Here is a 21,309-nt window from a genome sequence, read left to right on the forward strand (position 1 = left end):
GAGCCGGACACCGCGCCTGGCCCCAACCCACCCGCACCGGCACCCAAGCTATCCGCATCCAGCGCCCTCAACCCGCAGAACCGTAAAGCAACAGCATTGCGGCTAGGCCCTCCCGGCCGGGGCGTACGGAGCCCTCGCGGGCGAAGCGGGCGAGGGTCTTGAAGCCGGGCAGCGGAGCGGTGAGACGGTCGTGGAAGGTCCGCGGCCACACGCGGCGTTCGCCCAGCGGGCGGGGTGCGGTGAGCGGCGGGAACGGGGGCGCGAAGGGGGACGGGTCCGTCGGAGCGCCGGTTTCCCTGGTCGTCGTACGCGGCGTGGTCTTCGTACGCGGCGTGGTCGACATGGCTGACTCGGACTGCTGCGTCATCGAGGAGACTCCCATCGCTGAGCGTCGTCGCGGAGATCGTCGAAGACCGACTTCATGTGGATCAACGCGCGTTGCACATGCGGCAGTTCCAACGGCGTGGGTGAAGTGATGCATTCCGCGCGTTCCTCGTCGCTGCCGGCCAACAGCGGTCCGGTGGACAGCCTGACGCGCAGCGCGCCGAGGTCGTCGCCGAAGCGGTGCCCGCCCGGCGCGGGCATGCCGAGCCGTGCGGCGAGGAAGTCCTCCAGGTCCTGCGCGTCCCCCACCTCGTGCCCGGACAGGCCGGCGCGCAGCGGGCCGAGGTCGACGTACAGGTGCCGCCCGGCCTGCGGGGGCCGCGCGACAGCACCGGCCCCTACGGCGGCCGCGTGCACGGCGCCGGCCAGGCGCGCGTGCAGGCGTACGGCGGCGGTGACCCGCGCGGTGACCGACTCGGGCTCGACCAGCGCATACCCGGCCGCGAGGGCGACCGGGCCGGCGATGCGGGCGCCGAGTGCGGTGAGTACGTCGAGCACGCGCGCGTGGAGGCTATTGCCGAACTCGCCCGCGGGGAACCGGGCGACCGCGGCCGGCCAGCCCGGCGGGAGGTGGGCGCCGGACAGGTCGGTGACGACGGTGACCTGTCCGGGCAGCATCTCGGCGGGGCTGAGCAGCACGGTGTCGTGCGGGGCGTGCACGGTGTCACGCCAGGTCTCGTCGCTGACCAGGTGCAGTCCCTCGTCGGTGGCGGCCTCCAGGGTCTCGTGCAGCACTTCGGGCGGGGCCACGGTGGCGGTGGGATCGTCGGCGACGGACAGCACGAGCAGCCGCGGGTCGCCTCCCTCCGCACGGACTCGGCGGACGGTCTCCAGCAGGGCGTAGGGATCCGGGACACCGCCGCACTCGGCCGGTGTCGCCACATGGAAGACGGGTCTGCCCAACAGCCGTGCGTACGGCGCCCACCAGGCGGCGCAGGGCCGCGGCACCAGGACGTCGCCGCCGAGCGCGGCGGTCAGCGCGAGCAGCAGCGCGGGCGCGCCGGGAGCGGCCACCGCCCGACCGGGCTCGGTCGGCAGGCCACGCCGGTCCCAGTAACCGCACGCGGCCTCCAGGAGTGCGGCACCGCCACCGACCGGCTCGCTCTCGGCCCGCCCCGCGGCCGCTGCCAGCACGGCGGCCAACTCGGGCAGCACGGGCAGCCCGTCGTCCGGGAGCGGCGGCCCGAAACGGACGGGGCCGTGGTCTTCGGGATCCGTCCGGCGCATCGTGCCTCCGCGCAGTGCCTGGTGCCAGGGGTGGTTGGTCGTGGTCCGGTGCTCCGTGAGGGTCGGTGGGCCGTGGTGCGGGCTCTGGGTTCGTACGGGCGAGGGGTTCGCACGGTGCGTTGCGTGCCCTCCCGTTCTGCGTACCCATCGGGCGCAACCCCATGGGCACCCGCCGGGGTTACGCCCTTCGCAAGGGCCGTACGGTCGTACGGTCAGTCCTCCATGGTGGGCGTCCTGCGGCGCAGCCGGTACACCGCGCCACCGAGCGCGCCCGCGATCAGGAGGCCTCCGGCGACCAGGGCGGGGACGGAGTCGGTGAAGGCACCGCCCGCGCCGGCCTGCACGCCGCGAGGGATCTCCTCGCCGGCGCAGTCTTCCGAGTGCTGCTGCCCGGTGTCCGAGTGCTGCCCGCCGGTGGCCCAGTTCTGCTCGCCTGTGTCCGAGTGGCGCCCGGTTTCGTACGAGTAGGGTTCTGACTCGTCCAGCTTGGGATCGGTCTTGTCCGCGTGCGGCTCACTGCAGGGACGGCTGCCGCCCTCGGTGCCGCCCCGGCCACCGTCGGCGCCACCCCCGCCCCCGTCCGTGCCGCCATCGCCGGCCCCGACATCGCCTCCGCCACCCTCGACGTCACCCTTGCCACCCTCGACATCGCCCCCGCCACCCTCGACGTCACCCTTGCCACCCTCGGCGTCACCCCCGCCCCCTTCGGCGCCGCCCGTGCCGCCGTCGGCGTCGCGAGCCACCGTGAACGTCGCGCTCCATGGCTTGCCCTCCCCTCCGGATGCCGCCGGGCAGGTGCCGTCGACCGTCCGCGCGGAGTCCGGTCCGGCCGCGTCCGGGTCGCCCTCGAGGTTCTCGGCCGGGGGGACGCGTGCGGTGCCGCTGTAGGCGGCCCCGGCGTCCTTCTCGTCCTTGCCCGAGACCTGCTTCAGCTGGACGGTGCCCTCCTCGAACGCCTGCGAGGTGGCCTCGAGGGTGGCGGGCGCGGACCCACCGAGGGGGTCGCAGGAGACCGAGACGGTGACGCTGCCGCCCGGGGAGACCGTGCTGGGGCTGACCTCCGCGGCCGGGTCCGCGGAGGCGGCCGCGGCGGCGCTGCCGACGACGGCACCGGCCAGAGCGGCGACGGACAGGGCACGGGCGGTGCGGCGCATGGGGTGAACTCCTTCGGCCGACGGCTGCGGGGGTACGGCGTTCGTGCCCCCGCAGCCATGACAGCCCGCCCGGCGTCCGGGCGCGCGCGGCCGGGCACCATTCGCGGGACGCGGTACGGCCGAGCGGGTGACGCGGAGACGGTCGACCGAAGCCAGTTGGATTTCCGAACCGAGTGCACCCCAGCGCGTCCGGTATCCCAACTCACCCCATCAGTGATCCCACCAACCCCCATCAGTTCATCAGCGCCGCCAGGTCCCTCTCCAACCCGCGCCCGCGCCTGCTGACGACGCCGGCCGGAACGCAGGGCGGTGCCGAAGTGGTCGAGCTCGGTGAGCGCGGCGCGGTAGGAGCGGTCGCGGACCAGGCAGCTCGCGGCGAGTTCACCGAGGGCGTGCACGGGCCCGTGCGGGGCGTCCTCGAGGGCGCCGGGCCGGAAGCTGTAGAGACTGAGCGTGGCCGTCAGGCCGGATCGACGGAACGGGAGCGTGACGCTGGAGCGCACGCCCGAGTCAAGCGCCACGGCGCGGTACTCCGGCCGGCGCTCCTCGCGCAGCAGGTCGGCCGAGTCGACGGGCCTGCCACGTTCCAGGGCGGCCGGAAATGGGCCCGTCCCCGGACCGCATCTGCACGGCGACGAGTCCGGCGAGGTCGGGATGGTGACGGCGGCGGGCCGCTCGGCTCCCGCCTCGGCCACCATGCTGCTCCCTCCGCAGCAGTCGGCGGTACAGCGCACGGCCTGTTCGGCCAACTCGGACAACCTGCGCCCCGGCAGGGCGGGGAGACAGTTGGCGACCCGCCGCCCCGGAACGTCTCACCGCCAGCTAGGTTCGCCCCATGGCGCAGACGCACGAATTCGGTGAAGAGCCCGCGGATTTCGTGCGCCGCGTCGCGGAACTCAAGGTGGCACGCTCCCTTTCGGGAGGGGACCTGACGACGGTCCTGGACGCAGCCATATTCGAACTCGACCATGTCGCCGACCAGTTGTGGCCCTGGTACGAGCGGCTTTCCTCGGGCGGACTGCCTCGTACGGTGCCCGCCGACCGCCAGGAGCAGCATCTCCTGCCGGCGGTGTTCCAGCGGTTTCCGCTGCCGGTGGCGCTGGTGGACCGGGAGGCGGTGGTGCGTCGGCTGAACTTCGCGGCGACGTCCTGCACCGGCGTCCGGGCGGGCTATGCCACGGGCCGGCACTGACCGGTTTCCTCGCCCACGCCGACCGGGCGGCCTTCCGTTCCCAGGCCGCGGCGGTGGCGCGCGGCGAGGGCGACCGCAGTCTCACCGTGCGCCTCCAGCAGCGCCCGTCCACGCCGGTCCACGCGACGATGGCCGCGGTACGCCCGAGCGGCGAGCCGCACACCACCGTGCTCGTGGTGCTGCAGCCCGGTGACCTCCACGCGCCCGGGGCCCCGGGCCCGAGCGAGAGCGCGACGGCCCAGGTTCCCGACCTCGGCGAGAGCACCCGGCACGCGGCCCTGATGGACCTCCTGGACGAGATGACCACGACCCTGCTGACCACACCACGCGGCGACCGCGAGGCGGTCCTGCAGCGGGCGGCCCAGGTACTCCACGGCAGCTTCGCCGACTGGGTGATCGCCGACACGGGCACGACCGAGCTCTCCCGTACGACGGTGCCGGCCCGTCGGAAAAGGAGGCGAAGGCTCTGGCGGCCCAGGCCCCCATGGCGTGCCCCCTGGTCCTGACGCTGTTCAGATGCGGAGCCCGGCTGGCGTTCTCCATGGCGGAGGCCAAGGCGATGGACACGATGTCCCGCCACATGGCACTGGCGGCAACGGGAACGCCCTGAAAGGACGCGGGCCTACGCCACGTCGTTGAGCACCTGTTCCCGAACCCGACTGCAGCACCGGCTGATGAGCCGGGACACGTGCATCTGCGAGATACCCAGGTGCTCGGCGATCCGGCTCTGGGTCATGTCCCCGAAGAACCGCATGTACAAGATGGCCCGCTCACGCTCGGGCAGCGCCGCCAGCCGAGGCTTGACGGCCTCCCGGTCCACGACCGTGTCCAGCGCCGGATCCGCGGAACCCAGCGCGTCGCTCAGCGAATACCCGTCCTCGCTGCCGGGCAACTCGGCGTCCAGGGACAGCGCGGTGAAACTCTCCAGCGCCTCCAGACCGACCCGGACGTCGGCCTCGGCCATGTCCGCATGCTCGGCGATCTCACCGACCGTGGGCCTGCGGCCCGAGACGGTCTGCAGATCCTGAACGGCGAACCGCACACGGTTACGCAGGTCCTGCACCCGGCGCGGCACGTGCAGCGTCCACATGTGGTCGCGGAAGTGCCGTTTGATCTCGCCGGTGATGGTCGGCACGGCGTAGCTCTCGAAGGCGTTGCCGCGCTCGGGGTCGTACCTGTCGACGGCCTTGACCAGCCCGAGGGCGGCGACCTGCCGCAGGTCGTCGAAGCTCTCTCCGCGGCTGCGGAACCTCCCGGCGAGCCGGTCGGCCATGGGCAGCCACGCTTCGACGATCTTGTCGCGGAGGGTGTCGCGCTGCGGGCCCTCGGGCAGCGCGGCGAGTGCGCGGAAGTCCTCCGCGGTGTCGGGGGCGTCGTCGTGCGGGTGGTGCTTCGCGCTCACTGAAGTGGGCATCGTGCGTCGCAACTCCCTTGGTTGTGCTCTGGCTTGGACGGTCACCATGGGAGTGCGGGCGTGTACCGGAGCCGGACACACCCGTGGTGGGGGATCCCCGCTCCCACGGACGTGCCTCCTGTCCGAAGCACTGTTTCTTCGCCTGCCCTGACCCCCGGCCCGCAAACACCAGGGCCAGGTTTTCCGGCTGCCCTCAGGGTCACTCGGGGCGGTGCCGCGCATCCCTCGGAGCCCAGGAGGTCCCGCATGAGCACCAAGGTCGCCGACCACGTCCTGCAGCGCCTGCGCGAGTGGGGTGTGGAGCACGTCTTCGGCTATCCCGGCGACGGCATCAACGGCCTGCTCGCCGCCTGGGGCCGGGCCGAGAACCAGCCCCGTTTCATCCAGTCCCGGCACGAGGAGATGTCCGCGTTCCAGGCGGTCGGTTACGCCAAGTTCAGCGGCCGTGTCGGAGTGTGCGCGGCGACGTCCGGTCCCGGCGCGATCCATCTCCTGAACGGCCTGTACGACGCCAAGCTCGACCATGTTCCCGTCCTGGCGATCGTCGGCCAGACGCACCGCACCGCGATGGGCGGCTCGTACCAGCAGGAGGTGGACCTTCACACGCTGTTCAAGGACGTCGCCTCGGACTTCGTGGAGACGGTGACGGTCCCCGAACAGCTGCCGAATGTCCTGGACCGGGCGATTCGCACCGCGTACGCACGCCGCGCCCCCACGGCGGTCATCATCCCCGGCGACGTCCAGGAGCTCGACTACTCGCCGCCGACGCACGAGTTCAGGATGGTGCCCTCCAGCCTGGACCGCAGCAGTTGGACCGCGATCCCCTCGGACGACTCGATCCGCAGGGCGGCCGAGATCCTCAACACCGGTGACAAGGTGGCGATCCTGATCGGCCAGGGCGCGTCCGGCGCGCGGGCCGAGGTGGAACGGATCGCCGAACTGCTCGGCGCCGGCGTGGCCAAGGCGCTGCTCGGCAAGGACGCCCTGAGCGACGAACTGCCGTACGTCACCGGCTCGATAGGTCTGCTGGGCACCCGCCCGTCGTACGAGCTGATGCGGGACTGCGACACCCTGCTGACCATCGGGTCCTCCTTCCCGTACACGCAGTTCCTGCCGGACTTCGGCAAGGCGCGGGGCGTGCAGATCGACATCGACCCGCACATGGTCGGGATGCGCTATCCGTACGAGGTGAATCTCGTCGGCGACGCGAAGGCGACGCTGGAGCGGCTGATCCCGCTGATCGAATCGGAGGAGCGCGGCCGTGAGTGGTACGACACGGTGTGCGACAACGTGACGCGCTGGCGCGAGGTCATGGAGCGGCGGGCGAACCTGTCGGCCGACCCGATCAACCCGGAGTACGTCGCCCGCGCCCTGGACCCTCTGCTCCCCGGCAACGCCATCATCAGCTCCGACTCGGGCTCGGCGGCCAACTGGTACGCCCGTCACCTGACGATGCGGCCCGGCATGCGCTCGTCGCTGTCCGGGACGCTGGCGACGATGGGCTGCGGGGTGCCGTACGCGATCGGCGCCAAGTTCGCCCACCCGGACCGGCCGGCGATCGCGCTGGTCGGCGACGGGGCGATGCAGATGAACGGCCTGGCGGAGCTGATCACGGCGGCGAAGTACCAGGACCTGTGGGAGGACCCGCGCCTGGTCGTCGGCGTGTGGAACAACCACGACCTCAACCAGGTCACCTGGGAGATGCGCGCCATGGAGGGCGCCCCGTCCTTCCTGCCCTCGCAGGAGATCCCGGACGTCCAGTACGCCGCCTTCGCCCGCTCCCTCGGCCTGACCGGCATCCGCGTGGAGAAGCCCGAGGACGTCGAGGCGGGCTGGCGCGCGGGCCTGGAGGCGGACGGCCCCGCGGTGATCGAGTTCCTCACCGACCCCGCCGTACCGCCGATCCCGCCGCATGCCACGTGGGAGCAGATGGAGGCGACGGCGGAGTCGATCCTGAAGGGGGACGCGGACCGGGGGTCGATGGTCAGGCAGGGGTTCAAGGCGAAGGTGCAGGAGTTCCTGCCGGGCCGGGACAAGAAGCACCACTGACCCATGACCGTGTCGAACGGCCGGGAGCTGTCTCGCGGTTGAGCTGCGGCGGCTCCCGGCACTCCTGTGTGGTCAGTGCACGTGCGGGCTGCCGGTCGACTGTGGTTTGCCGCGCGGTACGAGACCCAGAGCCACGACGGCGCCGGCGGCCGCCGCCACGGCACACACCGTGAACGCGTCACCGAAGCCGCCCGGCGAGCCTCGCTCGAACCCGGAGGCCGCGACGGTCGAGACGACGGCGACGCCGATCGAGCCACCCACCTCATGGAAGGTGTTGACGACGCCGGAGGCGAGCCCCGCCTCCCGGTGCTCCACCATGGCCAGGGCGGTCGTCGTGGCGGTGACGAAGACCGCTCCGATGCCGAGGGAGGCGATCACCAGGCCCGGCAGGAGCGCGCCGTACACGCTGCCGGTCCCCGACAACCGGGTCAGCGGGATGGTTCCGGCGGCCGCCACGGCCATGCCGGCCACCGCCGTCGGACGGCTGCCGATCCGGTCGACGAGCCGGGACCCGAGGTGGGCGCCGATGGCCGTGGCCACGGCGACGGGCAGGAACACCAGCCCCGTCCTCAGCGGGCTGAAACCGCGGATGTGCTGGAGGTAGACGGACCCGAGGAAGAAGAACGCGATCAGCAGGGCGGTAGCGATCAGCATCAGGAACGCGCCTGCGAGCACCGGCCGCCGAGTGAACATGCGCAGGTCCATCAGCGGGGCCCGGCTGCTCCGTTCGACGGCCGCGAAGACCACGTACGCGACTACCGCACCGGCCAGGGGCAGCAGGGTCGAGGTGTCCGCCCAGCCGGTGTCTCCGGCCTCGACCAGGCCGTAGATCAGTGCGGCGGTGCCCGCGGTGACGAGCAGCGCGCCAGGAACGTCGAGCCGTGCGGGCTGCGGAGCTCGGGCCGGTACGAAGGCAGGCAGAGCGACCAGCAGAAGCAGCCCGACCGGCACGTTGATGTAGAACACCCACTGCCAGCCCGGTCCGTCGGTCAGGGCCCCGCCGAGGAGCACACCGGCCGCCGAGCCGGTACCGCCGATCGCCGCCCAGACACCGAGCGCCTTGTTGCGTTCGGCGCCGTGGAACGCCGTGGTGACCAGGGACAGCGCGGCCGGGGACAGCAGGGCCGCACCGACACCCTGGCCGATCCGGCCGCCGAGCAGCGTCGGGGCGTTCTCGGCCAGACCGGCGACCAGCGAGGCCGCGGTGAAGAGCGCGAGTCCGGTGAGCAGGGTGCGGCGGGCGCCGAGGGCGTCGGCGAGGCGGCCGCCGAGCAGCATCAGACCGCCGAAGCAGAGGGTGTAGGCGGTGACCACCCAGGTCAGCGTCTCCCGGCCGAGGTCGAGGTCGGCCGCCATGTCGGGCAGGGCGACGTTCACGACGGTGACGTCGAGGATCAGCATGAACTGGGCGAGGCAGATCAGTGCGAGAGCTGCCCAGCGGCGTGGGTCGGCGGGAGGGCGGTGGTCGTGTTCGGCCGTGTGCGGCGCATCGGCCGCGGAGTGAGTCATGACAGATCCTCTGGTCCGTTGTCCCGGTCATGGAGACCGTCGTGGAGAACTAACTGAACCATACTGTTCAGTTCACATGAACTCAACCGTACAGTTCAGGTGGTGTTAGGGTCGAGGCATGAGCGTGGACAGCGTCAAACAGCCCCCGAGCGGCCCCCGCGCGGCGCTCAAGCGGCAGGCCATCGTGCGGGCCGCCCGCGAACTGTTCCTGCGCGAGGGCTTCGGCGTGGGCATGGACACCATCGCCGCCGAAGCGGGCGTGTCCAAGGTGACCGTCTACAACCACTTCGGCAGCAAGGAAGCCCTGTTCACGGCCGTGATCACGAGCGCACTCGACGAACCGCTCGCCGGGGGGGCGTCGGCCGCGCTGGAAGCCCTGGCCGAGGCCGAGGACCTGCGGGCCGCCTTCGTCGAGGCTGCCCGCACCTGGGTCCACGCCGTCCGCACCAACCACGAGGTCACGGCCCTGCGCAACCTCGTCGCCGCCGAACTCCACCGCTTCCCCGAGCTGGGCGAGGCCTGGAAGCACCGCGGTGCGGAAAGCCACCACCCCGCAGTCGCGGGCGCCCTGCGCGCCCTCACCGAGCAAGGTCGGCTGGAGATCCCCGACCTGCAAGTGGCGGTCATCCAGTTCTACGGACTTCTGGTCTTCCCCCACATGGTCTTCAGCTCCTACGGCACCCACATCGACGAGGACCTGACGGACCGTCTTGTCACCAACGGTGTCGACATGTTCCTGGATCACTACGGGCGGCCGCAGAGCACGTAGCGCACGAGTCCCAGGGACGGGGCACCGTGCGGTGCCCCGTCCCTGGGCCGGATTGCCGGTTTGCCGGTTTGCCGGTGGGTCAGGCTGTCGCGGGCAGCGGCGCGCAAGCGCGCGGCGCCGCCAGACGGCCGGTGCGGTGCAGGGCGTACAGAGCAGCCGCGCACGCCAGGCCCAGCGCGCACAGCGTGATCCACGGCAGGGCGGGCATCCCGGCCGCGCGGGCGGCGTCGAGCGCGGCGCCCGTGCCCAGGTTCCCGACGGTGATGCCGATGCCGCAGATCGTGTTGTACAGCCCGTAATGCGTAGCGACGAGGCGGTCACCGGCGAGGCGGACGATGGTGTCCATCTCGAACGGGTAGGCGATCATCGTGCCCACCGCCAGCAGCAGCGCGGCGAGCGTCGGCGGAACCGCAGCGAGCAGCCACAGTCCGATGCCGGACTCCGGGACGGGCACAGCGGTGGCCAGCAGCAGGGGCACGAAGGCCAGGCCCATGGCCGCCAGCCCGCGCACCAGCGCCTGCCCTGGCTCGTACCGCGCCTTGCACCACGCCGTCACCCGTGTCTGACCGACGATCGTGCTCAGCCCGGAGACCGCGAAGAGCACCGCCACCGCCGCCGTGCCGAACTCCCCGTCCCCGCCGAGCCGGCGCACCTCCAGCGGCAGCGCCAGATAGACCTGGAAGGACAGGACGTACGAACCGATCATGGCGAGGGAGAAGAGCAGGAACGGCCGGTTGGCGAGGATGCCGCGCCACTGGGCGAGCACGCCCTGACCCCCTTCCCTCTCCTGTCGCTCGGCGTCCTCGGCCCGCCGGGCGGGCAGCGCGCGGATCTGTACGACGCTCAGCAGCGCGAAGATCCCGGCCGCCACCAGGCAGGTGACACGGAAGTCCACCCCGGTCAGCACCATGCCCACCAGCGGGCCCAGCAGGATGCCCGCCTGGTAGAAGACGTTGAACAGCGCGAACGCCTCGACCCTGCGCTCCCCCGCGTCCGCCGCCAGGTAGGCCCGTACGGCGGGGTTGAACAGTGCGCCGGCCAGTCCGGTTGCCGCCGACGCGGCGATCAGTGCGGCGAGCGAGTCCACCATCCCCAGCGTCGCGAACCCGACGGTGCGCAGCACGCACCCGGCCACGATCATCGGCTTGTACCCGAGCCGGTCGGCGAGCGTCCCGCCGACGAGGAACATGCCCTGCTGGCTGAAGTTGCGTACGCCGAGGACGAGCCCCACGATCCAGCCGGCCAGCCCGAGGGTGCCGGAGAGGTGGGCGGCCAGGTAGGGCATCAGCATGTAGAAGCCGAGGTTGATGGTGAACTGGTTCACCATCAACAGCTGGACGCTGCGCTCGTACGACCGAACCTGGGTGAGGAGCCCCTTCACCGGCCCTCCTCCTCCAAGGACAGGGGGTCGACCACGGTGGTGCACCGGCTCCAGCGGGTGACCTCCTTCTCGTCCAGGCGGCCGATCAGCTCCGGTTCCGGCGCCGGTGGGGAGTCCAGCAAGCCGTGGGCGGCGCAGTAGTCGTCGTCGTAGACCGTTCCCAGGTAACGCTGCGGGCCGTCGGGGAAGATCGCGACGATGCGTGCGTCCGCGGGCATCGTCCGGGCCAGCCAGCCGGCCACCAGCGCGACCGCGCCGACACTCCATCCGCCGGTGGCGTAGTGGGAGGCGGCGAGTTGGCGGCAGGTCCACACCGCCTCGGCGGGGGCCACCCAGTGCACCTCGGAGAAGTTCTCGTAGGCGACGTTGCGGGGGTAGATGCTGGAGCCCAGTCCGCGCATCAGGCGGGGTCGGGCGGGCTGACCGAAGATCGTCGAACCGGTCGTGTCCACGCCGACGACGGTCAGTTCCGGGTAGAGCTGGCGCAGGACCCGGGAGACGCCCGCGGAGTGGCCGCCGGTGCCGACACTGCACACCAGCATGTCGATGTGGCCCATCTCGGAGGCCAGTTCGAGAGCCAGCGGGGTGTAGGCGGCGACGTTGTCGGGGTTGCTGTACTGGTCCGGGCACCAGGAACCGGGGTGCTGCTCCAGCAGCCGCTGCACGCGTTCGCGGCGGGCCTGCTGCCAGCCGCCGGTGGGGTGTGGCTCGGAGACGACGTTGACCTGGGCGCCGTACGCCGTCAGCAGCCGGGTCATGGACAACTCCAGCCCCGGATCGGTGACCAGGGTGACCGGATGGCCGTACACCATGCCGGCCAGGGCCAGTCCCAGGCCCAGGGTTCCGCTGGTGGACTCGATGATCCGGCCGCCGGGCCGCAGGTCGCCGCGGGCCCGGGCGCGCTCCACCATGTGCAGCCCGGGACGGTCCTTGATGCCGCCGGGGTTGAACCCCTCGAGCTTCGCCCAGAAACCGCGCCCGGCCGGGCTCAGTGGCTCCGACACCAGCAGCAGTGGGGTGTTGCCCACCAGTCCGGACAGGGCGGACTGGGCGGACTGGCCCGAGTTGATCGCGGCCTTGGTCAATGACTGCATGTCTGTGTTGTCACTCTCGCTCGATGAATGCACGATGCGGGTTCATCTCGCGCCCCCATGGCGACAGGGCGGACCGAGGGTCCGCGTACCTGCCACGGGCGCGCGGCAGCCGGGCCGGTGATGTCGGTCGGCTGCGAGCAAGTGGCCTAGATCCGCCACCGGGACGTACGGACGAGCGCCATGCGGCCGTTGCGGCCGCTGCGTCGTCTGCGGGATGCAGGTCGTACGAGGGGGCTTCCCACCGCCACGGACAGGGCGACGAGTACGACGACGGTCATCGCGCCGAGGGAGAGGTCCTCGGCCGACGCGGACGCGGTACGGATGATCACGTCCGCGGCACAGTCCCCGGCCTCGTGGGGGAGGTGGGGGAGGTGGGGCCCATGCGCGTCCCCGCCCACTGCCGTCGCCGAAGCGGCGGCGGGTACGGGCGCTGAGGCGTGGGTCTCCTCGGACAAGCCATGCATGACGGCGCACAGCACGAGCACCATCACGAGCCCGCCACGGATCGCCGAGACGAGTCGGCGCCACGAGGGCGAGTCGCATGGGGCCCACGGGGGCCATGGGGCGTGCGCGGGCATACGGGAAAGTGTCGGCACAGGTCCTCCGCGCTGCTGCCGCGTCTCCGGCAAGGACGGAGTGAGGCGCAGACATGGGTGGGGCAGGACGGCATTCGACGAACGTGACGGCTCATCATGAGCACGGGATACGACGCTCGTCACGCGGCACCAGCCGAACCGGTGACAACCGGCGGCCGGTTGGAGGACGTGTACTCCTAGACCTGCTGCACCACGGAGGCCGCTCTCAGCGCCACTGGTGACGCCCCGTCGATGGGCCGACCGGCGGCGGACATGCGCATGGTCGCGGCATCATCGGCACTTCTCGATGCGCGAACCGACCCTGCAGAGCAGGGCAACAGCAGGACAGAACCCTGCTGCGGCTGCCCGGACGCACAATGCTCGCCAGGCTGTGACGGCTCGTGACCGCCACGGTGATCGTCGGCTTCCGCGGCGAACAGCGGCACAGTCTCAACGGCTGCATGGCGAACGTCGTCGGCGCTCTCCCCATGCACACCATGCGTCACGAGGACGCCGAACAGGCACAGGGCCAAGGTCAGCACACGCAGCAGCGGACCCGCGCCGGAGCGGGTCCTGACGATGCGCCAGGGCGACCAAGCCGTAACCATGCCGTAATCCTAGCGGCTGATCGACAGCGCTCGTCCGCCGGACCGGAAAACGACAGGACCCGTCGGGCGCGCCCCCGACGGGTCCTGTCTCGGCTCCTGGTGGGTCAGGCGACCGGTGCCGGCACTTGGTTCCTCGGCGTCCTCGGTTCGAGGACGCGTTCGGCCAGGTATCCGAAGAGCAGGCCGAAGCCGGCCCAGAGCACGACCTGCATGCCGATCGCGGCGAGCCGGAACTCCCACAGGTCGTTGGCGGGGAAGCCGCTCGGGGTGTTGTCCCCGGACGGCAGGAACACCATGGCGACCGTGACGGCCGCCGCGAACGCCAGGCCGGCGGCGATGGAGGCGTTCCAGTTGCCCCACTGGGGCGCCAGGCGGCGGCCGATCAGGACAGCCGCGATGCCCAGCAGCACAGTGAGCACGATCATCAGGAAGAACAGCGCGGTGCGCTTGCCGATGGTGTCCGGGTTGCCGACCGCGGGCGGGTTCGCCGGGTACTTGAGCATCGGCACCAGGTACACGAGGAGAAACGCGGCCAGTGCGGTCAGGGCGGCGGTGGCCCGAGCCGAGAACCGGCCGATACGCCCCAGCGCGAAGCAGAAGGCCAGGGCGGCGATCCCGCCGACCGCCACCCCGAAGACCAGGACCCCGGTGGCCAGACCGGCGGTGGACTGCATCGTCCGGCTGACCAACTCCTCACCGTGCTCGTGGGAGTTGGCCGACTCGAAGGCGATCGCCGCGTCCACCGGCCCTTCGCCCACCAGGTAGGCGAAGGCCAGAGCCGGGACCGCGGCGCCAAGGCCGGCGAGCATGCCGCGCACCAGCAGGGTGCGCACGACGGCGGAATTCACAGTTGTTCCGTCCGTCTCAGTGGCAGGGGAAACCGAGCAGGTGGCGGGCGTCGTGCACCCACTCGTGCACGCCCTCACCGGAGAGAACGGAGGTGGCGCCCTGCTCGGCGCCCACGAAGTACAGCAGGACGAGCATCAGGACGCCGAAGAAGACCGCCCACGGAGCGATCGACTTGAGCGGCAGTGGTGCGACGGCGACCTTGGTGATGGGGGCAGGGGCGGCAGTGGACTGCGCCATGGCGAGACCTCCTCGGGAACAACGCGTCCCGTGTCGTGTGGAGCACGCGACGACGGCATGTGGGTCTGACTCACCACCACCTCCCGCGGGAGGGGCGGCACACAGTGGCGCGACCGTGCCGGACTTGCACCGGGCTTCCGTCGTACCGTCGTCCTTGTCATCCCGGATGGTAGGGGCAAGATAAGGATCAGCCAACATGGCGTACGCCACCTACCATGAGCCGACCGTGGTGAATTGCGCGAAGGGGCTCACATGACCGTCCGGCTCACGCTGGTGTGCGCCGCCGCGCCGGTGGGGCGCGAGGTGCGCTTCGGAGACGTCTCGCTCGACGAGCGGTCGCTGCGGCAGGTACGTACGGCCGCCGGATCACCGCAGCCGACCGGCACACCGTGTGTCGCGCCGTCGCAGCGGTGCCGACAGACCGCGCTCGCCCTGGGCTGGGGCGAGGTCGCCGTGGAACCGGCGCTGCGGGATCTCGACCTGGGCTGCTGGCGGGGACGGACGCCGGAGGAGTTGGCGGCCGAGGACCCCGCGGCGTTCATGGCCTGGATGACGGACCCGGAGGCGGCCCCCCACGGCGGTGAGTCGGTGCGTGACCTGTGCCGCCGGGTGACTGCCTGGATGGACGCGCTTGCGGATGACGCAGGCCGGGTTCACGCGGTGGTCGAGCAGGCCGTGGTCCGAGCCGCAGTGCTCGGCGTCCTTGCTGCACCGCCGCAGTCCTTCTGGAGCGTCGACGTCCCTCCGCTGTCCACCGTCGAGTTCACCGGTCGGGCCGGCCGGTGGCATGTGCGAATGGGGGGCATCCCGCAACAAGAGGTCGGCGACGGCCCGTGAGCCGGCGATGACCCAGCTGCCGCTGAACTCCTTTCCGTCGGACGATCAGCCCAAGGTCCGATGGCGCACCTTGGAAGTCGGCGGTGTGGGGGGCTCAAGGGGATCCGGTTCCCTTCGGGGCAACAACAACTCCTCGTACCGCCCCAGAGCCAGCACCACGCCGAGCATGAGGAGTGGGAGTAGCACAGCGAGCAGTGCCATGACCTGGTCCTTCTCCGGAACCGACGTGCGTCGGACGTGCGTGGGGGGTGAAGGACCGGGTCTCCCTCCTTCCGGTGTGCAAACCCCGTGTCGGCCCCCGATGTGCGGGTACGCGGTGCGCATTCCGAAGGTCTGGAGGGAGTCATGCAGCGAGGCAGTGACCGGCTGAGCGTCCACCGTGACGACGAGATGAAGCACGAACTGCAGGGGCTGCTGCGGTCCGGGCACCCCACCCGGACCGAGGAGTGGCACGATCCGGAGCCGTCGGCCGACGACGACCCGGAGGTCGCCGGCGGGCCGGTGGGGTGGCCGGGGCCCACCACGGCGTCCCTGGCGACGGTCCGGCTCGAGCTGGCGCGGATTCTGGGCCGTAGTGCCTTCCCGGCCACGCCCCGGGAGCTGATCGGCGCACTGCGCCGTGGGTATGCGCCCGACGCCCTTGTCGAGCCGTTGGAGCGGCTGCCGCGCTCGTCGCGCTACGCCAACGTCCAGGAACTGGCCGAGGCCCTGACCGGGGCCGAGCGGTCCACGCGGCGCAGGAACGCATAGGGGCCCGGCAGGTGGGTACTGCGGGCGGGGTCACGCCGACGCGGCCGCGGCGCCCGTACCGGCCGGGGAACGCAGGAGGGCCAGTGATGGCTGATTTCGTGAGGGACGTCATGACTCCGGGGGTGGTCGCCGTGCGTCCGGACGCCTCGCTCGTCGAGGCCGCGCAGCTGATGCGCGCGCAGGACATCGGCGATGTCGTCGTGGCCGACGGACAGCAGGTCGTGGGCGTGCTCACCGACCGTGACATCACGGTGCGGGCGGTCGCGGACGGCGCCGATCCGCTGACGGTGAGCGCTCAGTCGGTGTGCACCGGGGACCCGGTGATGATCGGGCCGGGCGAGCGCGTGTCCGTCGCGGTCGCACTGATGCGCGAGCACGCGGTACGGAGGCTGCCGGTCGTCGAGAACGGCCTGCCGGTCGGCGTCGTCAGCCTCGGCGACCTGGCCGAGACCCAGGATCCCGAATCGGCACTGGCCGAGATCAGCCGCGCCGCTCCGGACGAGTGAGGCTCATGGGCCGGGACCGCCCTGCTGAGGTCCCGGCTTTGCTGCGGCAGCTGTGTCCTGCTGCCGTGCGGCGAGGAGCTGCGGCTCCGCATGCGTACGACCCGACGGAGCGAGAGCGCCCGACCAGCCACAAGGCCCAATTCACGGGAATGGAAGGACGTTGAGACATCATGCGTATCGCTTTTCTGACCGCACCCGAGGGCGTCGAGCAGGTCGAGCTCACCGATCCGTGGCAGGCGGCGGTGGACGCGGGGCACGAGCCGGTGCTGGTGTCGACGAAGCCGGGCACGATCCAGGCCTTCCATCATCTCGACAAGGCGGAGAAGTTCCCCGTGCAGGAGGTCGTCGGCGAGGCGTCGGCCGACTCCTTCGGCGGGCTCGTACTGCCGGGTGGGGTCGCCAACCCGGACTATCTGCGGATGAACCGCAAGGCCGTCGCGTTCGTGCGGGACTTCTTCGAGCAGGGCCGGCCGGTCGCCTCGATCTGCCACGCCGCGTGGACGCTGGTGGAGGCGGACGTCGTACGCGGCCGGGTGCTGACCTCCTGGCCGAGTCTGCAGACCGACATCCGCAACGCGGGCGGCACCTGGGTCGACGAGCAGGTACGGATCTGCGACCACGGCCCGAACAAGCTGGTCACCAGCCGTAAGCCGGACGATCTGAAGGCGTTCTGCGAGACGTTCCTCGAGGTGTTCGCCAGGGAGTCCAAGGAGGAGGTCGCCTGATGGGGGACCGCAAGCAGGAGCACCATGGCCGACTGGGAGAAACAGCACATCGTCGCGGCGTTCCGGTTCGAACTCGGCAAGGTCGGCGCGAAGGCGGTGCGGACCCGTACGGTCGAGCATCTCGCCAAGGTGAACGGTGAGTTGGCGGTCGAGGTGGCGCGCGGCATCGGGGTGCCGGAACCGTCCGGGACACAGGCCGCGGACAAGCTGTCCTCCCCCGCACTGAGCCTGGAGTCACTGCGCGGCGACGGCTCGATCCGCACCCGGCAGGTCGCCGTCCTCGTCGCCGACGGCGTCGACACCGCACAGGTCACGTCCCTGCGTGAGGCGCTCGCGGCCGAGGGTGCGATCGTCGAGGCGCTGGCGCCGACGGACGGCGCGGTCACCGGTGCCGACGGAGAGCGGTACGCGGTCGACCGTGCCGGGACGCCTTCGGCACGGCTGGCCGGTCGGCGCGCTCGGCTCGGGTGTGGGGGTCCTCTCCTCAGGGCGTGGTGACGGACACGTCCCCGGGCCCGGCGAGCGAGGACTTCCTTCGCGCCTTCGCCTCCACGCTGGCGGCCCATCGCCACTGGGGCCGGGCGCCGGCGCACTGCTGAGGGGGCCGGCTCGGCAGGCGGTGCGCTGAGCGGGCCGTGCGGGCTGTGCGAGGCCACGAGGCTGGGCTGCGGCCCGGCCTCGTCCCTTTTGCGGCGCTGCGGCTCACATCGGCGGAACCGTCGGCTCCGGGTTGCCCGCGCAGCGGTCGCGGGCGCCCTCGCGGGTTCGGCCCGCGGCCACCGTGCGGCGTGGGTTGCGGCGCAGGTACTCGCCCTCCAGCTGCGCCATGCGTTCGTTGTGGGCCCGCAGCGCGTCGTTCGAACCGTACAGCAGCGTGTCGTGGCGCGTCCGGTGGATGGTCTCCAGCTCCTTCATGAGCTGTTGGTCGTCCAGCCGGCCGGGGTCGACTCCGGTCATCGTGGTGCCCCGCTCGTCGTGTTCATTCATGCGGTCCGGGTACCCGCCCGTTGAGCACACAGCCCCCGAGCGGCGTACGGGAGAGACCATGGATCTCGCCTTTCTGCATCCACTGTACGAACACTCCGGGCCCTGGGCCTCCGTGTACGTGGACACCTCCCGGCACACGGAGGACACACCGCATGAGCGCCACCTGACGGCCCAGTCCCTGTCCCGGGAACTGGCCGATCAGGGCGCCGACGACGCGACCTGCCGGGCCGTACGGAACGCGCTGGAGGAGTTGGAGCACTCCTCCGAGCCTCATGGCCGTGCGGTCTTCGCCCGCGCCGGTGAGGTGGTCCTGGATCCGCCGCTGGCCCGCGCCCCGCTGCGCGACAGCGCCCACTGGGCGCCGCTGCCCCACACCGCTCCGCTGCTGGAGCTGGCGGGTGAGGACCCGGTCTGCGTCGTGGCCTACGTCGACCGCAGGGGCGCCGCGTTCGAGCTGCGCAGCGCGCTGGGCCGTCAGGAGGTCGGTTCGGTCACCGGCCGGCAGTATCCGATCCACCGTACGAGTACGGTCGACTGGTCCGAGCGGCACTTCCAGCTCAAGGTGGAGAACACGTGGGAGCACAATGCGGCCGAGATCGCCGACGCGCTCACCGTCTGCCAGGAGGAGACCCGCGCCGACCTGCTGATCCTCGTCGGTGACGACCGGGAGCGGCGGTCCGTGCACGACCGGCTGCCGCAGCGGCTGCACGACCTCGTGATCGAGGCCCCGCACGGTACCGGCAGCAGGCTGCTCGACGAGGACGTCGAACGCGCGCGCGAGGAGCATGTACGGCAGCGGGCGGAGCGCGAGCTGGAACGGTTCCTGGCGGCCCGCGCGCCGGATCCCGAGGGACGCTCCGCCGCGGTGGAGGGCGTGCCGGCGCTGATCGAGGCCGCCCGGGAGCACCGTATCGACGAACTGCTGATTCGGCCGGACGGTCCCGACGCCCACCGCGAGGTGTGGATCGGCGAGGATCCGGACCAGGTGGCGGTACGGCGCACGGATCTGAAGATCCTCGGCGAGCAGCAGTCCTGGTCGGCCCGCGCGGACGACGCGCTGATCCGGTGCGCGGTCGTGACGGGGGCTGCGGCGCTGTCGGTGACGCCGACGGGCCGGGGGGAGGCCCCGGCGGGCGGCCTGGGCGCGCTGCTGCGCTGGCAGTGACCGAGTTTTCTCGCCCCCGCCGGCTGAAATCAGGCCCCTCCGGCGTTTGAGGAGCGGGGGTCGAAGGGGCGGAGCCCCTTCAGGATGGGACGGGTAGGGGCGGCGGGGGCGAAGAAACCTACCGCGCCCGCTCCACCCTCCGTTCGTCCCACACCGCCTCCGCCGTCTCGCGCACCCGCCCGTCGCTGCCGAAGACCAGATACCGGTCGAAGGACCGGGCGAACCAGCGGTCGTGCGTGACCGCCAGCACCGTGCCCTCGAAGGCCTCCAGCCCCTCCTGGAGCGCCTCCGCGGACTCCAGGTCGAGGTTGTCGGTCGGCTCGTCGAGGAGCAGGGCCGTGACTCCCTCCAGCTCCAGCAGGAGGATCTGGAAGCGGGCCTGCTGGCCGCCGGAGAGGCGGTCGAAGGTCTGCTCGGCCTGATGGGTGAGCTCGTAGCGGCGCAGCCGGGACATCGCGGCGCCCCGGTCCTGGGCGTGCTCCTTCCACAGGATGTCGAGGAGCGTACGGCCGGTCAGCTCGGGGTGCGCGTGGGTTTGCGCGAAGTGGCCGGGCGTGACGCGCGCACCCAGCTTCCACTCCCCCGTGTGCGCCACGTCCTCACCGGCCAGCAGGCGCAGGAAGTGCGACTTGCCGGAGCCGTTGGAGCCGAGGACGGCGACGCGTTCGCCGTAGAAGACCTCCAGGGAGAACGGCTTCATCAGCCCCGTGAGCTCAAGTCCCTTGCAGGTGACGGCTCTCACCCCGGTACGGCCGCCCTTCAGCCGCATCCGGATGTCCTGCTCGCGCGGCGGTTCCGGCGGCGGTCCCGCCTCCTCGAACTTGCGCAGCCGGGTCTGGGCGGCGCGGTACCGGGAGGCCATGTCGGGGCTGTTCTCGGCGGCTTGACGGAGCGTCAGCACCAGCTTCTTCAACTGGGCGTGCTTCTCGTCCCAGCGCCTGCGCAGCTCCTCGAAGCGGGCGAAGCGCTGGCGCCGCGCCTCGTGGTACGTCGCGAAGCCACCGCCGTGCACCCAGGCGTCGGCGCCCGCCGGCGAAGGCTCCACCGAGACGATCTTCTCGGCGGCCCGGGCGAGGAGTTCACGGTCGTGCGAGACGAAGAGCACCGTCTTGCGGGTCTCCTTCAGGCGCTCCTCCAGCCACCGCTTGCCGGGCACGTCGAGGTAGTTGTCGGGCTCGTCGAGCAGCAGGACCTCGTCGGTGCCGCGCAGCAGCGCCTCCAGCACCAGCCGCTTCTGCTCACCGCCCGACAGGGTCCGCACCTGCCGCCACTGCGCCTTCTCGTACGGCACGCCGAGCGCGGCCGTGGTGCACATGTCCCACAGTGTCTCGGCCTCGTAGCCGCGCGCCTCGGCCCAGTCGGCGAGCGCCTGCGCGTACTTCAGCTGTGCCGCCTCGTCATCGACGGTCATGATGCCGTGCTCGGCGGCATCGACGGCCCGCGCGGCCTCGCGGATCCGGGGCGGCGCGACCGACACCAGCAGATCGCGTACGGTCGTCTCGTCCCGTACGGATCCCACGAACTGCCGCATCACACCGAGGCCCCCACTGACGGTGACGGTGCCGCCGTGCGGTTTCAGCTCGCCCGAGATCAGCCGAAGCAAGGTCGTCTTGCCGGCGCCATTGGGACCGACCAGCGCCACAACGGCGCCTTCCCCCACCCGGAAGGACACGTCGCCGAGCAACGCCCTCCCGTCAGGGAGGTAGTACTCGAGATGCGCGGCTTCCAGGTGTCCCATGGTTCCGCATTCTGAGCTCCCCCGACGGCACCGGGCAAACGCTTATCCGGGGGTGCCCCCTCTGGGGGAGTTTGAGGACGAGGCCCGTAGGGGCGGCGGGGGCGAAACCCCTCGGCGCGGCCCTACGCCGCGTCCACCGGCCGCCCCGTAGGCCCACCC

At 71.6% G+C, this 21,309-nt stretch carries 20 protein-coding genes and 2 pseudogenes; 10 read left to right on the top strand and 12 right to left on the bottom strand.

What is annotated here, in order from left to right:
* Window positions 1–100: 100 nt before the first annotated feature.
* The 3 genes and pseudogenes from ADL12_RS07295 to ADL12_RS07305 all read right to left on the bottom strand — a co-directional run.
* Window positions 101–367, bottom strand: a pseudogene (locus ADL12_RS07295) (MBL fold metallo-hydrolase); the annotation flags it as partial.
* Window positions 364–1,611 carry an aminotransferase class I/II-fold pyridoxal phosphate-dependent enzyme gene (locus ADL12_RS07300; protein WP_062699778.1) on the bottom strand — a complete coding sequence of 416 codons (1,248 nt, stop codon included), beginning with the start codon at window positions 1,609–1,611 and terminating at the stop codon, window positions 364–366. The pseudogene ADL12_RS07295 and the gene ADL12_RS07300, both read right to left, overlap by 4 nt.
* A gap of 212 nt (window positions 1,612–1,823) precedes the next feature.
* Window positions 1,824–2,765 (bottom strand): hypothetical protein, encoded by a 942-nt coding sequence (locus ADL12_RS07305; protein WP_062699780.1) that lies wholly within the window; start codon window positions 2,763–2,765, stop codon window positions 1,824–1,826.
* Between the two features lie 835 nt (window positions 2,766–3,600).
* On the opposite strand from ADL12_RS07305, the gene ADL12_RS56185 reads away from it, so the two are divergent.
* Together ADL12_RS56185 and ADL12_RS56190 are read left to right on the top strand one after the other, a co-directional pair.
* Complete coding sequence (locus ADL12_RS56185; RefSeq protein WP_244187807.1) at window positions 3,601–3,957, top strand: hypothetical protein; 357 nt, start codon at window positions 3,601–3,603, stop codon at window positions 3,955–3,957.
* A gap of 53 nt (window positions 3,958–4,010) precedes the next feature.
* Window positions 4,011–4,463: a hypothetical protein gene (locus tag ADL12_RS56190; RefSeq protein ID WP_244187808.1), complete on the top strand. Its 453-nt coding sequence runs from the start codon at window positions 4,011–4,013 to the stop codon at window positions 4,461–4,463.
* A gap of 116 nt (window positions 4,464–4,579) precedes the next feature.
* On the opposite strand, the gene ADL12_RS07315 is transcribed toward ADL12_RS56190, so the two are convergent.
* Window positions 4,580–5,371, bottom strand: a complete 792-nt coding sequence (locus tag ADL12_RS07315; protein WP_062699782.1) for an RNA polymerase sigma factor SigF — start codon at window positions 5,369–5,371, stop codon at window positions 4,580–4,582.
* 246 nt (window positions 5,372–5,617) lie between these two features.
* Between ADL12_RS07315 and ADL12_RS07320 the strand changes: the two genes are divergently transcribed.
* Complete coding sequence (locus tag ADL12_RS07320) at window positions 5,618–7,420, top strand: thiamine pyrophosphate-requiring protein (RefSeq protein ID WP_062699784.1); 1,803 nt, start codon at window positions 5,618–5,620, stop codon at window positions 7,418–7,420.
* A gap of 72 nt (window positions 7,421–7,492) precedes the next feature.
* Here ADL12_RS07320 and ADL12_RS07325 read toward each other — a convergent pair whose 3' ends face one another.
* On the bottom strand, window positions 7,493–8,929 hold the full coding sequence (locus ADL12_RS07325) for an MFS transporter (protein ID WP_062699786.1): 1,437 nt from the start codon (window positions 8,927–8,929) through the stop codon (window positions 7,493–7,495).
* A gap of 118 nt (window positions 8,930–9,047) precedes the next feature.
* On the opposite strand from ADL12_RS07325, the gene ADL12_RS07330 reads away from it, so the two are divergent.
* Window positions 9,048–9,698, top strand: coding sequence for a TetR/AcrR family transcriptional regulator (locus ADL12_RS07330; RefSeq protein ID WP_062699788.1), 651 nt, complete (start codon window positions 9,048–9,050; stop codon window positions 9,696–9,698).
* Between the two features lie 79 nt (window positions 9,699–9,777).
* On the opposite strand, the gene ADL12_RS07335 is transcribed toward ADL12_RS07330, so the two are convergent.
* From ADL12_RS07335 to ADL12_RS07360, 5 genes are all read right to left on the bottom strand, one after another.
* Window positions 9,778–11,079 carry an MFS transporter gene (locus tag ADL12_RS07335; RefSeq protein ID WP_062699790.1) on the bottom strand — a complete coding sequence of 434 codons (1,302 nt, stop codon included), beginning with the start codon at window positions 11,077–11,079 and terminating at the stop codon, window positions 9,778–9,780.
* Window positions 11,076–12,173: a PLP-dependent cysteine synthase family protein gene (locus ADL12_RS07340; RefSeq protein ID WP_062699792.1), complete on the bottom strand. Its 1,098-nt coding sequence runs from the start codon at window positions 12,171–12,173 to the stop codon at window positions 11,076–11,078. The genes ADL12_RS07335 and ADL12_RS07340 overlap by 4 nt, the downstream gene beginning before the upstream one ends.
* A gap of 146 nt (window positions 12,174–12,319) precedes the next feature.
* A complete protein-coding gene (locus ADL12_RS07345; protein ID WP_244187809.1) occupies window positions 12,320–12,637 on the bottom strand; it encodes a hypothetical protein in 318 nt (105 codons plus the stop codon).
* An 823-nt stretch (window positions 12,638–13,460) separates the two neighbouring features.
* Window positions 13,461–14,204, bottom strand: coding sequence for a CbtA family protein (locus tag ADL12_RS07355; protein ID WP_062699799.1), 744 nt, complete (start codon window positions 14,202–14,204; stop codon window positions 13,461–13,463).
* Between the two features lie 16 nt (window positions 14,205–14,220).
* On the bottom strand, window positions 14,221–14,442 hold the full coding sequence (locus ADL12_RS07360) for a CbtB domain-containing protein (RefSeq protein ID WP_062699801.1): 222 nt from the start codon (window positions 14,440–14,442) through the stop codon (window positions 14,221–14,223).
* A 252-nt stretch (window positions 14,443–14,694) separates the two neighbouring features.
* Between ADL12_RS07360 and ADL12_RS07365 the strand changes: the two genes are divergently transcribed.
* From ADL12_RS07365 to ADL12_RS07385, 5 genes and pseudogenes are all read left to right on the top strand, one after another.
* Complete coding sequence (locus tag ADL12_RS07365; protein ID WP_062699803.1) at window positions 14,695–15,279, top strand: histidine phosphatase family protein; 585 nt, start codon at window positions 14,695–14,697, stop codon at window positions 15,277–15,279.
* Window positions 15,280–15,624: 345 nt separating this feature from the next.
* Window positions 15,625–16,029: a DUF2795 domain-containing protein gene (locus ADL12_RS07370; RefSeq protein ID WP_062699804.1), complete on the top strand. Its 405-nt coding sequence runs from the start codon at window positions 15,625–15,627 to the stop codon at window positions 16,027–16,029.
* 86 nt (window positions 16,030–16,115) lie between these two features.
* Entirely contained in the window at window positions 16,116–16,535 is a 420-nt protein-coding gene (locus ADL12_RS07375; RefSeq protein ID WP_062699806.1) for a CBS domain-containing protein, read from the top strand.
* A 170-nt stretch (window positions 16,536–16,705) separates the two neighbouring features.
* Window positions 16,706–17,260, top strand: coding sequence for a type 1 glutamine amidotransferase domain-containing protein (locus tag ADL12_RS07380; RefSeq protein ID WP_062699808.1), 555 nt, complete (start codon window positions 16,706–16,708; stop codon window positions 17,258–17,260).
* 18 nt (window positions 17,261–17,278) lie between these two features.
* Window positions 17,279–17,859 (top strand): annotated as a pseudogene (locus ADL12_RS07385) (catalase-related domain-containing protein); the annotation flags it as partial.
* Between the two features lie 103 nt (window positions 17,860–17,962).
* Here the strand turns inward: ADL12_RS07385 and ADL12_RS07390 are convergent.
* Window positions 17,963–18,247, bottom strand: coding sequence for a DUF6158 family protein (locus ADL12_RS07390; RefSeq protein ID WP_062699812.1), 285 nt, complete (start codon window positions 18,245–18,247; stop codon window positions 17,963–17,965).
* 58 nt (window positions 18,248–18,305) lie between these two features.
* Here ADL12_RS07390 and ADL12_RS07395 point away from each other — a divergent pair, with 58 nt between their 5' ends.
* Window positions 18,306–19,412, top strand: coding sequence for a baeRF2 domain-containing protein (locus ADL12_RS07395; protein ID WP_062699814.1), 1,107 nt, complete (start codon window positions 18,306–18,308; stop codon window positions 19,410–19,412).
* A gap of 118 nt (window positions 19,413–19,530) precedes the next feature.
* On the opposite strand, the gene ADL12_RS07400 is transcribed toward ADL12_RS07395, so the two are convergent.
* The gene (locus tag ADL12_RS07400) at window positions 19,531–21,150 is read right to left on the bottom strand and encodes an ABC-F family ATP-binding cassette domain-containing protein (RefSeq protein WP_062699816.1); all 1,620 of its coding nucleotides are present in this window, start codon (window positions 21,148–21,150) and stop codon (window positions 19,531–19,533) included.
* Between the last annotated feature and the right edge of the window lie 159 nt (window positions 21,151–21,309).

The organism is Streptomyces regalis, assembly GCF_001509475.1.
In the GTDB taxonomy this organism is placed as follows: domain Bacteria; phylum Actinomycetota; class Actinomycetes; order Streptomycetales; family Streptomycetaceae; genus Streptomyces; species Streptomyces regalis.